This window comes from Paenisporosarcina quisquiliarum (genome assembly GCF_043641925.1).
GTDB lineage: Bacteria > Bacillota > Bacilli > Bacillales_A > Planococcaceae > Paenisporosarcina > Paenisporosarcina quisquiliarum_A.
In genome coordinates, this window is the sequence record NZ_JBHZRU010000030.1 from 1 (window position 1) to 13,044 (window position 13,044).

17 protein-coding genes are annotated in these 13,044 nt (G+C 35.7%); 3 read left to right on the plus strand and 14 right to left on the minus strand.

The window, feature by feature from the left end:
* Positions 1-396, plus strand: a 396-nt coding sequence (locus ACHUE4_RS16330; protein ID WP_394191981.1) for a hypothetical protein, incomplete at its 5' end; no start/stop codon positions are given.
* 109 nt (positions 397-505) lie between these two features.
* Here the strand turns inward: ACHUE4_RS16330 and ACHUE4_RS16335 are convergent.
* Positions 506-1,372 (minus strand): SDR family oxidoreductase, encoded by an 867-nt coding sequence (locus ACHUE4_RS16335; RefSeq protein ID WP_394192008.1) that lies wholly within the window; start codon positions 1,370-1,372, stop codon positions 506-508.
* 379 nt (positions 1,373-1,751) lie between these two features.
* On the opposite strand from ACHUE4_RS16335, the gene ACHUE4_RS16340 reads away from it, so the two are divergent.
* Positions 1,752-2,309 (plus strand): isochorismatase family protein, encoded by a 558-nt coding sequence (locus ACHUE4_RS16340; RefSeq protein ID WP_394191983.1) that lies wholly within the window; start codon positions 1,752-1,754, stop codon positions 2,307-2,309.
* Between the two features lie 78 nt (positions 2,310-2,387).
* Here the strand turns inward: ACHUE4_RS16340 and ACHUE4_RS16345 are convergent, their stop codons facing one another.
* The 13 genes from ACHUE4_RS16345 to ACHUE4_RS16405 form a co-directional block, all read right to left on the minus strand.
* Positions 2,388-2,573, minus strand: coding sequence for a BshB3 potential contributor to bacillithiol synthesis (locus ACHUE4_RS16345; RefSeq protein ID WP_394191984.1), 186 nt, complete (start codon positions 2,571-2,573; stop codon positions 2,388-2,390).
* A 191-nt stretch (positions 2,574-2,764) separates the two neighbouring features.
* Positions 2,765-3,328 carry an AAA family ATPase gene (locus ACHUE4_RS16350; RefSeq protein ID WP_394191985.1) on the minus strand — a complete coding sequence of 188 codons (564 nt, stop codon included), beginning with the start codon at positions 3,326-3,328 and terminating at the stop codon, positions 2,765-2,767.
* A 133-nt stretch (positions 3,329-3,461) separates the two neighbouring features.
* Complete coding sequence (locus ACHUE4_RS16355; protein WP_394191987.1) at positions 3,462-3,983, minus strand: GNAT family N-acetyltransferase; 522 nt, start codon at positions 3,981-3,983, stop codon at positions 3,462-3,464.
* 74 nt (positions 3,984-4,057) lie between these two features.
* A complete protein-coding gene (locus ACHUE4_RS16360) occupies positions 4,058-4,291 on the minus strand; it encodes a hypothetical protein (RefSeq protein ID WP_394191989.1) in 234 nt (77 codons plus the stop codon).
* 454 nt (positions 4,292-4,745) lie between these two features.
* Positions 4,746-5,129, minus strand: coding sequence for an aspartate 1-decarboxylase (gene panD, locus ACHUE4_RS16365; protein WP_394191990.1), 384 nt, complete (start codon positions 5,127-5,129; stop codon positions 4,746-4,748).
* Between the two features lie 5 nt (positions 5,130-5,134).
* Entirely contained in the window at positions 5,135-5,986 is an 852-nt protein-coding gene (panC, locus tag ACHUE4_RS16370) for a pantoate--beta-alanine ligase (protein WP_394191992.1), read from the minus strand.
* Complete coding sequence (gene panB / locus ACHUE4_RS16375) at positions 5,983-6,819, minus strand: 3-methyl-2-oxobutanoate hydroxymethyltransferase (protein WP_394191994.1); 837 nt, start codon at positions 6,817-6,819, stop codon at positions 5,983-5,985. Before panB ends, panC begins: the two co-directional genes overlap by 4 nt.
* A 231-nt stretch (positions 6,820-7,050) precedes the next feature.
* Positions 7,051-8,037 (minus strand): biotin--[acetyl-CoA-carboxylase] ligase, encoded by a 987-nt coding sequence (locus tag ACHUE4_RS16380; RefSeq protein ID WP_394191995.1) that lies wholly within the window; start codon positions 8,035-8,037, stop codon positions 7,051-7,053.
* Positions 8,015-9,211, minus strand: a complete 1,197-nt coding sequence (locus ACHUE4_RS16385) for a CCA tRNA nucleotidyltransferase (RefSeq protein ID WP_394191997.1) — start codon at positions 9,209-9,211, stop codon at positions 8,015-8,017. The genes ACHUE4_RS16380 and ACHUE4_RS16385 overlap by 23 nt, the downstream gene beginning before the upstream one ends.
* The gene (gene bshA, locus ACHUE4_RS16390) at positions 9,195-10,340 is read right to left on the minus strand and encodes an N-acetyl-alpha-D-glucosaminyl L-malate synthase BshA (protein ID WP_394191999.1); all 1,146 of its coding nucleotides are present in this window, start codon (positions 10,338-10,340) and stop codon (positions 9,195-9,197) included. The genes ACHUE4_RS16385 and bshA overlap by 17 nt, the downstream gene beginning before the upstream one ends.
* A 13-nt stretch (positions 10,341-10,353) precedes the next feature.
* Complete coding sequence (mgsA, locus tag ACHUE4_RS16395; RefSeq protein WP_394192001.1) at positions 10,354-10,758, minus strand: methylglyoxal synthase; 405 nt, start codon at positions 10,756-10,758, stop codon at positions 10,354-10,356.
* A gap of 17 nt (positions 10,759-10,775) precedes the next feature.
* The gene (gene dapB / locus ACHUE4_RS16400; protein ID WP_394192003.1) at positions 10,776-11,573 is read right to left on the minus strand and encodes a 4-hydroxy-tetrahydrodipicolinate reductase; all 798 of its coding nucleotides are present in this window, start codon (positions 11,571-11,573) and stop codon (positions 10,776-10,778) included.
* Positions 11,570-11,905 carry a nucleotide pyrophosphohydrolase gene (locus ACHUE4_RS16405; RefSeq protein ID WP_394192004.1) on the minus strand — a complete coding sequence of 112 codons (336 nt, stop codon included), beginning with the start codon at positions 11,903-11,905 and terminating at the stop codon, positions 11,570-11,572. Before ACHUE4_RS16405 ends, dapB begins: the two co-directional genes overlap by 4 nt.
* A gap of 110 nt (positions 11,906-12,015) precedes the next feature.
* Here ACHUE4_RS16405 and ACHUE4_RS16410 point away from each other — a divergent pair, with 110 nt between their 5' ends.
* Positions 12,016-12,885 (plus strand): YitT family protein, encoded by an 870-nt coding sequence (locus tag ACHUE4_RS16410; RefSeq protein WP_394192006.1) that lies wholly within the window; start codon positions 12,016-12,018, stop codon positions 12,883-12,885.
* Positions 12,886-13,044 lie beyond the last annotated feature (159 nt).

Below are 13,044 nucleotides of genomic sequence, written 5' to 3' on the forward strand. Positions count from 1 at the left end.
GTATATAAGATATGGATGATGTCGTGCTTTTTTCATGCGCTAAATTGTGTGCTTACCCCAACATTTATTATAGAACCGATTATTTCAAAAAATGAGCAATATCTAGAAAGGAGAATATATATGGAAGCGGAACAAATTAAACCTAATGCAAAGTTTTCGTTATTTTATAATGTACTTATAAGCATTGCACTACCCTTGATGCTAACACCTTACTTATATTCTGCTTTCACTTATTCGCAACTATTTTTTGAAATGGGTTTATTACTTTTCGGGGTATCATTTGTTGTATCATCTAATACTGAAATACATATTAAAAAATCATTTTATGTTTCATTAGTTTGCGGAACTGTCATTATAATTATCTCTCTACTTAATATTTATAAACTTTACACATGATTTTGATAGCGAAAGATATATTTTCTTTTAAATTTAGACTCTAATTCTAATAAGTAATGATATTTTATTTTCTAAAGACTAAAGATTTGATTATCAAAAATAATGTTCATTATTTCACATGATTTTTAAAGTAATTTCCCCAATGTGGTTGTGTACCATCAACATCTGTAAAGCCGTAAATTTCCGAGAGTTCCCACGTACTATAAACCCCGCCTGTTCTTTCAGCTATGTTAGGATCCGAAGCGAGACATTGAATTGCGTTCCCTATATAAAATGGAGTTTCAGAAGCAATGAAATGTGGGTCAACTTTAGCCCCATCTTTCCAATTTTCTTCGCTCACACCAAAGTGTTCGAGCATTGCCTCTGATCGTAAAAATCCAGGTGTAACTGCAAGTGAAATAATATTATCATCTCTTAAATCCTCTGCCATTGCTTGTGCAATATGTATATTAGATATTTTCGCCAGACTATAATAGAAGTTGCCTCTAGGTTTATAATCCACCCCATCGGTAATTTCAATTATAAGACCACCATTGTTTGCTTTAAATAAAGGGATACTATAATGGGCTGTAATTATATGAGAAAGAACGGCTTGTTTTTGTATCTGAAGTCCATTATGCAAATTATGTTCTCCAATAGGCTTTCCCCATTCGGTAAGAGGGTCTCCTCCCCAAACATCATTCACCAAAATATCTAATTTACCAAAGTCCTTTTTAATTTGATCAAATAAGGAAATCACTTCTGATTCAACCGTATAATCTACTTTTACTGGTATACCATGTCCACCAGCTTTCGTAACCAAATCAGCTGTTTCTTCTATAGTTTCCCTACGTCCCATTGGTGACTGATTATGAATCGTAGTTCTTCCTGTTACATAAACTACAGCTCCCGCTTCTCCTAGTTTCACTGCAATTCCGCGTCCAGCTCCCCTAGTTCCCCCTGCTACAACAGCTATTTTCCCTTTTAATGAATTCAAATTAATCATTCCTCTCAAGATCTTCATATTTAAATTTCTCTATAAATCTTTATTCATATTTAACAAAGGATCAATTTATAAGAATTCAACAAATGTTTAAATACACCTTCTACAAAAATAAATACACTTTTCATTCTAAAACAGATGAATCTAATGTTGTTTTTAATAATCATTTTTAAATAGCGAAAAAAAGACATTAAAAAAACATAGTATAATTCAATTGTCTTAAAATTAAAACAATTAATCTGAGACAATTACGTTTTAGGAGGTAAATAATATGATGAACACTAAAAAAATTGACATAAAAATTTACATGGGGATAACTTCAAACTAAACATCTTGAAAATCGTTTCCCTACATTTTGAAAGGGGATAGAATTTTGAATCAAACATTGATAATCATTGATGCGCAACAAGAATTAATTAATGGGAATCACCAAGAAAGTGCGGTACGAAACAAAGATTTGCTTATCCAAACTATTAACAACGTGATTGAAAAAGCTAGCGATGCAAATGTGTCAGTGGTGTTTATAAGAGACCTCGATGTAGCTGAAGGTAAAGGAGCAGGATTCCAAGTTCATAATGAAATTAATGTTCCTTCAGGTGCCAAAATCTTCGATAAAGCAGCAACGAATTCATTTCATGGAACGGGTCTTCTAGATCATTTAAAATCGCAACAAATAGACCATGTTGTAATCATGGGTTGCAAAACAGAACACTGTATTGATAGTGCCGTTAGAACAGCGACTATTAATGGATTAGATGTAACATTGGTCAGTGATGGGCATTCAACAAATGACAGCGATGTCCTTAGTGCTGAACAAATCATTATGCATCATAATAAAACTCTTCATGGTCATTATAACGTTGAACACTTTGCATTAGTCAGAAACTCTGAAGAAGACTTGTTCAATCCAACTCATGACACATACCGGTAATTTGTTTCTAGATTTGTAACTATTTTTTCGTAAACGCAGAAAACGCACTGGGAATTTACCCGGTGCGTTTTCCGATTGTTAGAACAAATATACTAATCCAACAACAATCATTATTGGAATGATTGCGATATACATCCATGCCTGGTTACTTAAACTCTTTTCACCACTGTATACAGCGTCACTATCTTTTGTAATTAACAAAGTGCCAATAAGTGCAAAAATCAAAATGATGGCAACGATAATTATTAAGAATGTCATGTTCATATTGACCCCTCCATTTCCATGAAATGTATTTGATTCTTCGAAGTGAGTATATTAATTTAGGGAATTTATACTCTAATTTTACCATCAACTTCCCCTCAAAACATAAACATATATTTAAAATACATGTATTATTTGTGACTAATTTATTTGTGACTAGATGATTGTATTGGTCATATTCGGTATGAACAGAATTAATCTTCAGAATGCAAACTTTTTACAATTTCTTGTGTTACAGCTTCAACTTCTTTTGAATTTCTAATTACATAAACGTAATCCGCTTCGCCATCTACTGGATCAACAATTTCATTTATTCCCGATTCATTGTGCTGTCGTTCAAGCACATCTTTGAAACTTAGAACTGTTCTTAATACCTCTGTACTTCTCTGACTATTTTCAACCCGCTCAAAAAGAACGTCGTCAGGCATGTCGAAATTTACAATAATCGTCGTAAATCCTTTGTTTCGAAAATATTCTATCAGGTTAATGCGCGCTTTTCTGTTTCGGTTTGAGTTACATAAAATAATATGACAACTGGTCTCATTAACTGCATAATCCACAATCGTTTGTGTGAGTGCATACTTTATCTTATTATGTCCTTTGGTTGGTACTAACAATGGATAAGTCGATTGAAGAAATTCAGCATGGTTGTCTTGATCGATCACAACTGAATTGGTTATCTCTTTTTCTAAGTTTCTTGCAAAAGTAGTTTTACCACTATGCGTTTTACCGACAGTCATAATTACGAATCTATTCATTGGTGTAATTCCCTTCTTACAATCGAAGTTTATTTGTGAATGCATCTTCTTGTATTTTGTATATAAGCTAAATTTCAGAACGTTTTTAATCCACCATAGTATGTAATCTGCAATACTCTTGCAAAAACGATTTTTATAAATACTTTTCCATTCGAATATCAGTCCACATCTTCTCATTCCAATATGTAAAGTTTTCAATGCGACCTATTTCTTTATAGCCCATTTTCTTATACAGTTTTTGAGCTGGTGTGTTAAATTCGAAAACACCTAATTCAATCCGCTTAAGCCCTTGTTTCTTAATCTGTTCTTCTAAAAATTCAATTGCTTCCTTACCAATCCCTTTACCTCTACCTTCTGGCTCACCAATTGTGATACCAATCCACGCAGTTCCAGGGACTTTATTAAACAAGTGGACGGGGTCTACCATAAAATTCATTTCACCCACAACTTTTTCATTTAGATAGATGAGGTAGATATGGTGACTCTCAAGTCTTTTTGTTAAATCTTCTATGGTCATTTTATAACGTTTTTCAAATTCCGTTTTGTTACGATTCGGTCGAACTAATGGAATTAGTTTTGGATCGTTGTCCCAACGATTTATTTGCTCGATTAACTGTATTGTTGGTCCTTCTAATTTTATAAAATGGGTATTCATGACGTTCTCCTCTCTGCTGCCGTTATGTTTGTTCAAATACGAAAAGCTAAAATCGTGCCAAATATTCAAATTGATTATGAACAACACATAATGGCCTTGTCTATATCCCTTTCATTAACAAAAATACTTCCATTTTCATGAACTATGAAATCAATCTTCGCTTTTGTTAGTCTTTCAATAGATGAGTCTACCGTTTCTTGACTACTAGTTGCGGGATCAACCCATAATTGATAATTTTTTTCTGATGGGTTACAACCACTTAATAAAACTATTGTGAAAACTATATAGAGGTATTTTTTGAAATTCATACATCTACTCCTTCCCTTTGCTTTTAATGAACTGAATAATTAAAAGGTTGACCCACGTAATTATTGGAATTGACACTAATAATATATATATATCTGAATTAAAAAGACCAAACACTATAGCTTCATAGTCATTTTGATAACTCAACCAAAATGATGTTAATAAAATCAAAGTGTTTATACATAAAGCAAAAATCATACTTTGGAAATAATTATTTCTTTGATTCCAAAATATGACGGAAACAATCGTAGAAGTTATAAAAGAAAATAATATTATTATGTAAACTATGCTTTCACAACCTAACTTTGGTTTTCTAGAATTACCATAATCATTCTTTTTCGACAAAATTAAAAAAATACCTGCTTCACAAATCTTTTAACTAACTAAAAAATGACCAACAAATTCAATTGAAATTTGTTGGTCATTTTACACCGATCTATAATTGACTTCGACTACTTACATTACAGTAGCTTCAGGTTCGTAGCTGATGATGTCTCGGATTGTGTTATTGTCGTTCATAATTGCCACAGTTGGTTTGTGATCTTTTGCTTCATCGTTCATAACATAAGCGTACGATAAAATAATGACAACATCTCCGCGTTGAACAAGACGCGCTGCTGCACCGTTTACGCAAATCACTCCACTGCCTCTTTCTCCTGAAATGATATATGTTTCAAAACGTGCCCCATTGTTGTTGTTAACGATATGCACTTTTTCGTTTGGTAACATACCAACTGCATCTAAGATGTTTTGATCGATTGTGATACTTCCTACGTAGTTTAAATCAGCTTCTGTAACGACAGCTCTGTGAATTTTTGAATTTAGCATCATGCGTAACATGAGAGTTATTCCCCTTTATTAGTCAGTATAATATTGTCGATTAGACGAGCTTTTTCAAAGAAGACTGCGACAGCTAAAATAACGTCTTCTTTCCTATCCGTTGGTTTTGTTAAATTAGGATATCCTAATAATTCAACATAATCTATTTTCCCTGATGTTTTTTCTTCAATAAGTTTTTTAGTGATGGACACAGCTTGATTGACATCCCCATGTTTCGAATAATCTTCGATCCCCAGTTTAATCGCTTTTTGCAGAGCCGGTGCTTCTTCTCGTTCAGTTGGACTTAAGAAAACATTCCTTGAACTTTTAGCTAGACCGTCTTCTTCTCTAACTGTTTCCACGCGGCGGATTTCTAATGGGAAATTATAATCTCGCACGAGTGTTTCAATTATCGCTAATTGTTGTGCATCCTTTTGGCCAAAATAAGCACGAGTAGGCTGAACGATGTGAAAAAGTTTGGTGACAATTTTTAAAACGCCATCAAAGTGTCCTGGTCTAGATGCTCCACATAAAACGTTCGCTTGTTGACCGGCTTGAATGGTAATGCCACCATCTTGAGGATAGATTTCATCCACTTGTGGGTAAAATAATACATCCACACCCGCTTCTTTTGCTAAACGAGAATCACGTTCGATGTCTCTTGGATACCGATCGAAGTCTTCATTTGGACCAAATTGTGCTGGATTTACGAAAATACTCATTATGACTAAATCGTTTTCAGTTCGAGCATTCTCTACTAATGTCATATGTCCTTCATGTAGGAAACCCATCGTTGGGACAAATCCAATCGTTTGACCAGTTTCTATAGCTTCATTAACTTTGTTTTTTAATAAAGCAATTGTATTTATTTCAATCATGATTTGCCTCCGTACAATTGTTGGTACTCTTCATCCTTCATCGTAAAACGATGCTGTTCAGCAGGAAATACTCCTTGCTTCACTTCTTGTACATATTGGGTTAAACCTTCCGAAATCTCTTTTCCAACCTGTGAAAAAGCTTTGACGAATTTCGGCATATGATGGCTTCCATAAGTTACTGTGTCATGGAAAACTAAGACTTGTCCGTCAGTATCGGCACCAGCACCAATACCGATTACCGGGATTGTTACACTCTCTGTGATGGTTTTAGCCAATTGGTAAGGAATGCATTCTAAAACAATCATAATTGCACCCGCGCGTTCTGCTTCTTTTGCATCATCAATCAGTTTTTGAGCAGCGTCGGCTGTTTTCCCTTGTACTTTATAACCCCCACTAACACTTGCTGATTGAGGCAATAACCCGAGGTGAGCAACTACAGGAATCCCAGTTCTAGTTAGTAATCGAATGACATCGTTAATCTCATCTGAGCCTTCAACTTTTAAAGCTTGAGCTTCTGTTTCTTGGAATATCCTAACTGCGTTTGATAATACGGAATCCGCAGATCCATGATAGCTTCCAAAAGGCATGTCCACGACGATAAACGTGTCTTTAGCGCCTCTTCTCGTTGCTTTCCCGTGGTGAATCATGTCTTCAACGGTCACTCGGATCGTTGAATCATAACCCAGGACTACCATTCCTAACGAATCTCCGACTAGTAAAATGTCCACACCAGCTTCTTCAGCTAATTTGGCCGTTGGGAAATCATAAGCAGTTAACATAACAATTTTTTCTTTTTTTGTTTTCATGTCAATGAAACTAGATGTCGTTTTCATGTTCATTCTCCTCTCAAATGGAGAAGAAACCAAAAAATAAACCCTTCTAGCCAAAAATGGACAGAAGGGTGCTAAGTGTAAAATAATTGGTTTCCTCCGTCCCTGTCGTTTCTGATCAAGGCAGAACTATTAAATTTGCAAATATAAATGGTCAAGCAGGTGCAGTTCTATAAGATACTGCCCTATGTGTTCACTATAGCAGAATCCGTTTAGGAGTTCCATTGCTTCGTTTCAATCTTTTTGGATTTCAATATCAGCTGAATAAATTCCATGAACCTTTCCATCATCTGTTCGAACTTGAAGTACGCCATCATTTGTTATTCCTAGCGCAACACCTTCAATTTCGTTATGAATCATAACCGCTTTTATACGTTTCCCTAAAGTGCCTGAATAACTTTCCCATAAAAGCTTTAAAGGTTCAAAGCCGTGTTTCACGTAAAGGTCTGTATAGATCTCAAGATGGTGTAGAATTCGAGCAACTAGTTGTCCTCGATCGACATGACTTCCTGAAACCATTTTAATTGACGTTGCGATATGTTGAATATCCTCAGGGAATTCCTCCATGTCTTGATTTACATTGACGCCAATACCTAAAATAATCGCTTGGACTCGATCTATGTCAGCTTGAAGCTCAGTTAAAATACCTGTGCATTTTTTACCGTTTATCAATAAATCATTAGGCCATTTGATTTCGGCACGAACATTTGCAACATCCTCAATTGCTCGCGTTACAGCAACTGCTGCAATCAACGTAAATTGCGGTGCTTTTATTGGCGGAATATCTGGACGAATAATCACACTCATCCATATTCCTTTTCCTTTAGAAGATTTCCATACTCGTGATAGTCGGCCTTTTCCAGCAGTTTGTTCTTCGCATATCACAATCGTTCCATCCGCAGCATTTTCTTGAGCAAGTTTATGAGCAATTGGCTGAGTGGAAGGACATTCCACGAAGTAATGTATAGGATGTCCAAAACGGTTGGAAGTTAAGTATTGTTCTATTTGTTCTTTTTGAAGAGTATCTGGTGACGATTGCAAAATGTATCCTTTTTTCTTGATGGTTTCAATAATGAATCCATCTTGCTCTAGTTCTTTTATATGCTTCCAAATAGCCGTTCTTGATACTTGAAATTCATCTGCTAATTGTTGACCCGATATCGGGTTTCCTGCTGCAGAAAGCAATCTTTTCGTTATTTCAGTTTTTATGGCGGGATTCATTTTTAATCCATTCCTTTATCTGTTCAGGATGATTGTTGATTTCTTTATGAAGAATAGCCTGAACAATTTCATTTATCATTTCCTTCAACCAAGGTCCACCAGGCTTATCTAGCCAGTTCATTAAGTCGTTACCAGTTATCGATAATTCTTTTATTGATTGGATCGGCAATGCTTTTTTATTTTCTACAATGGTAGTTGAGTCTGTAGTTTCAATAGTCGGAAATAGAATTTTTACGAACTTTTCAGCTGTTACTAATGTTTGTTCACTGAATTGATATAGGTCAACAGTTGAGAAAAATCTCTGCTTGCGAATATGAACTGCTTTTACAATTTGTTGGATTTCTATTTTTTGCAAGTTTGATAATCTATACAATCTCGGAATTTTTTCTTGTTTGTCCTTGTTTTGAAGTAAAGAAAGAAAGGCCCATCCATGAACTGTTGCCTTATTGTCATCAAACTGTTCCCACATCTCAGGGGACCAGTTTAATGAACCTGGCAACCATTGTCCAATTTTTGTTTTTTCTATTTCTTTCAGTGCGTTTATTGGAAAGGCGCTTAGCCAAATTTTCTCTAATTCATTCGTAATTCGTTCAACAGATATATTTTGAATGCTGATTGCATTATTAGTGATTGCCTCAGAAGTTTTTTCTTCGAGTTGAAAGTTCAATTGTGCAGAAAATCTAATTGCTCTTAGCATTCTTAAAGCATCTTCTGCAAAACGATGATTAGGATCACCGACTGTGCGAATAATTCCGTTTTGAATGTCTACTTTTCCACCAAACAAATCGATAATTTCTTCATCTCTGGTTTGAGCCATGGCATTCATCGTAAAGTCTCTTCTCTTCATGTCTTCTTCTAATGAACGTACAAATGTGACATGAGTTGGTCGTCGATGATCCACATATTTGCCGTCTGTTCGAAATGTGGTCACTTCTATTGCACACTCATCCATTAATACAACAATCGTTCCGTGTGCAATGCCAACATCAATTGATCTCGGAAAAGTAGATTTTATTTCTTCTGGCAAAGCACTTGTCGCAATATCAATATCGGTAGCCGGTTTTCCTAAAACAATATCTCGAACGGCTCCCCCCACTACATAAGCTTCAAAGCCTTGTTGTTGGAGTGTTTCAATAATCTTTTGGCTTGCTGCCCACTCATTGGTTTTCGACATGTTGTTTCGCCACTTTCCAATAAAGATCTTCATATTCGCTCACAATTTGTGAAGAATGAAATTTTTCTTTAACAGTTAAAATGGCTTGTTCTTTAAAACGACTATGCATTTCGTCATTTTTCAATAATTTGATTGCATGGCAAGCAACCATCTCAATATCATTTAAAGGCACGACAAACCCATTGACATTATGTTCAATGACCTCAGGAATACCGCCTATATTTGAACCGATACATGGAACACCACACGCCATAGCTTCAATTAATACTAATCCAAATGCTTCTTTCTCTGATAATAAAAGTTTTAAATCACTAATTGCATATAGTTCTGATAAATTATCTTGCTTTCCTAAAAATAGAACATCTTGTTCAAGGTTTAAACTTTTCACCAATTGAACAATGACATTCATCTCTGGGCCATCCCCTACCAACAATAATTTGGCTGGCATTTCTTTACGTATGTAAGCGAAACTGTTTACCACGTCCGGAACGTGTTTAACTTTTCTGAAATTAGAAACATGGATAATTACTTTTTCATCAGAATTTATATTAAAGTAGGATCTCAATTCAGATGTATCTCTTGGAACGTATTCTCGTTCATCAATAAAATTAAAAATAGTCTCGATTTGTTGGTCGGGTTCAATTAACTCCATCGTTTGTTGTTTTAATGATTCAGAAACGGCTGTAACGATATCGGATTTTTCAATGCCATATTTTATAGCACCTTTTAAAGATGAGTCATGGCCCAAAACGCTAATATCTGTCCCGTGAAGCGTTGTAACAATCCCAACGTGTTGATTTGCCATATCACGAGCTAAAACCGCACAGACAGCATGTGGAATCGCATAATGCACATGCAATACATCTAAGTTCTCTTGTTTTATCACTTCAGCCATTTTGCTAGCAAGTGCAATGTCGTATGGAGCATATTGAAAGACTGAGTAACTATTTACCTCCACTTGATGGAAATAGATGTTTGGCACCATTCTATTTAAACGAAAAGGCATGCTAGAAGTAATAAAATGAATTTCATGGCCACGTTCTGCAAGAAGCTTTCCAAGTTCTGTTGCAATGACACCTGATCCACCTACTGTGGGGTAACAAGTGATACCGATTTTTAACTTTTTCACGTGGCTTCCTCCCTTACGAACGTCTCTCTTGCAATAATCGCCAATCGACAAAGCCTTCTTGTAATCCTTTTAATAAAACTTCTGCTGTGCCCATATTTGTGGCAAGAGGGATTTGGTATACATCACACAAACGAATCAAAGCTGTAACATCAGGTTCATGCGGTTGAGCTGTTAATGGATCTCGGAAGAATATAACCATATCCATGTCATTGGTAGCAATTCGAGAACCAATTTGTTGATCTCCACCTAATGGCCCTGACTGATAGCGAAAAACAGATAAACCTGTTTCATCGATAATACGTTGGCCAGTCGTACCAGTAGCAAAAAGTTCATGTTCATCTAATATATCTCGATAGGCAGTAACGAATTGAATTAAATCATCTTTTTTTCGATCATGTGCGATTAAAGCAATTTTCATGATGTCTACCTCCATTTTTACAAAACATTTTCTAAACCATATATTAATTCTTCTAAATCCATTACTTTTTTAATTGAAAAGCTCACACCGGACATAAAGGATTGTCGATTGAATGAATCGTGTCTAATCGTTAACAATTGTCCTTCTCCTCCAAATAGTACTTGTTGATGTGCGACGAGTCCAGGTAAGCGCACGCTATGTATCGGAATTCCTTCATAAGATGCTCCTCGAGCACCTTCCAAGGTTTCTTTTTCATCTGGATGCCCTTGCTTATGTTCAATTCGGTTCTCTGCCATAAGTTGAGCTGTTTTATAAGCTGTTCCTGAAGGTGCATCTAGTTTTTGATCGTGATGCATTTCAATGATTTCTACATCGGGGAAATACGATGCCGCCATTGCCGCAAACTTCATCATAAGTACTGCTCCTAATGCAAAGTTAGGAGCAATTATACCTCCTAGATGCATTCTATTCGCTAATTCGGTGCACTCGGTAAGCTGTTCCTCTGTAAACCCAGTTGTTCCAATAACTGGACGAACCTCAGACAATAAACATGTTTTTGTATGCTCATACACTTGATGAGGGGTTGTTAAATCAACAAAAACATCAGGCTTTTGATGATTTAGGAGATCTTTTAGCTCAAGGTATACTGGAACTGTATAACTAGATGGAAATTCCGAAGATTCACTTAAATGACTTCCAATATCTTTATGGTCTAACACCGCAACTAATTCAAACTCAGGATGATTCATTACTGTATGTACCGCTTCTTGCCCCATCTTACCTCGCGGACCACCAATTGCAACACGTATCATCATTCTTCCTCCTTCAATGTCCATCTATTTTGATCGCGTGATTTAAACTTAGTCATTACACGCTCGATTGCTTGCTGCATATCAATATTTTGAGCATTAGCAAAACAAACTAATACGAAGAAAAGATCACCTAACTCTTCCTCCATACTTTCCTCTGCTTCTGATTCTTTCTTTTTTTTCATTCCATAAACATGATGCACTTCACGGGCTAGTTCCCCAAGTTCTTCTGACATTCTGGCAAGCATTTCAAAGGGTGGAAAATACCCCTCTTTAAATTGACCTATATATTCATCTACTTCTTTTTGAACAGTTTGTAATGTCTTATCATGATTCATTAAAATTCACGCTCCTATTCCTATCCTATAAAATAACGAATGATATTGTCAAAACTATGAAAATGAATGATAATTAAGAAATGTTCGAAATATGGGAACGGGGTGTTTGCGTGCTTAAAGGCATTCGATATAAAAATATATTCTTTATTATGTTAGGTGCAGCCATATTTAGTTTTGGTTTTGTCCATTTTAATATTCAAAACCAGTTAGGTGAAGGTGGTTTTAGTGGGATTACCTTAATCCTCTTTTTTGTTTTCAAATTAGATCCAGCATTAATGAACTTAATATTAAATATACCAATGTTTATACTCGGTTGGCGATTACTAGGAAGAAAAGTATTTGTATATACAGTTGTAGGGACTGTATCCGTTTCGATTTTCTTGAAAATCTTTCAGATTTATGAAATTGATATTCACATTAAAGATGATTTATTTTTAGCGGCATTATTTGCTGGCGTTTTTGTTGGTATTGGTTTAGGAATTATTTTCAGATATGGTGGAACCACTGGTGGAGTCGATATCATCGCTCGCTTAGCTCACAAATATGTGGGATGGAGCATGGGCAAAACAATGTTTATCTTCGATGCAGTAGTTATTCTATTATCGTGGTTAACATTTTTAGATTCTCGCTCCATGATGTATACATTAGTTGCGGTATTTATCGGAGCGCGGGTGATCGATTTTGTTCAGGAAGGTGCATATGCAGCCCGTGGAGCATTTATCATATCTGAGTTTCAAAATGAAATTGCTGATCGAATTTCGCTTGATATGGATCGTGGCGTGACCGTATTACGGGGATTTGGACACTTTACTAAAGCAGATCGTGAAGTTCTATATTGTGTAGTGGGCAGAAATGAAATCGTTCGCTTGAAAAATATCATCATGTCTATTGATCCTCATGCTTTTGTGTCCGTTACCGAAGTTCATGATGTTATGGGAGAAGGTTTTACATTAGATGGTGAGAAAAAACCGATAGATTGAAAAACACACCTAGCAAAGTCTTTGCTAGGTGTGTTTTATGGTTCTATAATAAATGTTGGGGTAAGCACACAATTTAGCGCACGAAAAAAGCACGACATCATCCATATCTTATATACTTGAATTGTCGAGAAACAAGTAAGAATGGAGATGCGTGCAGAT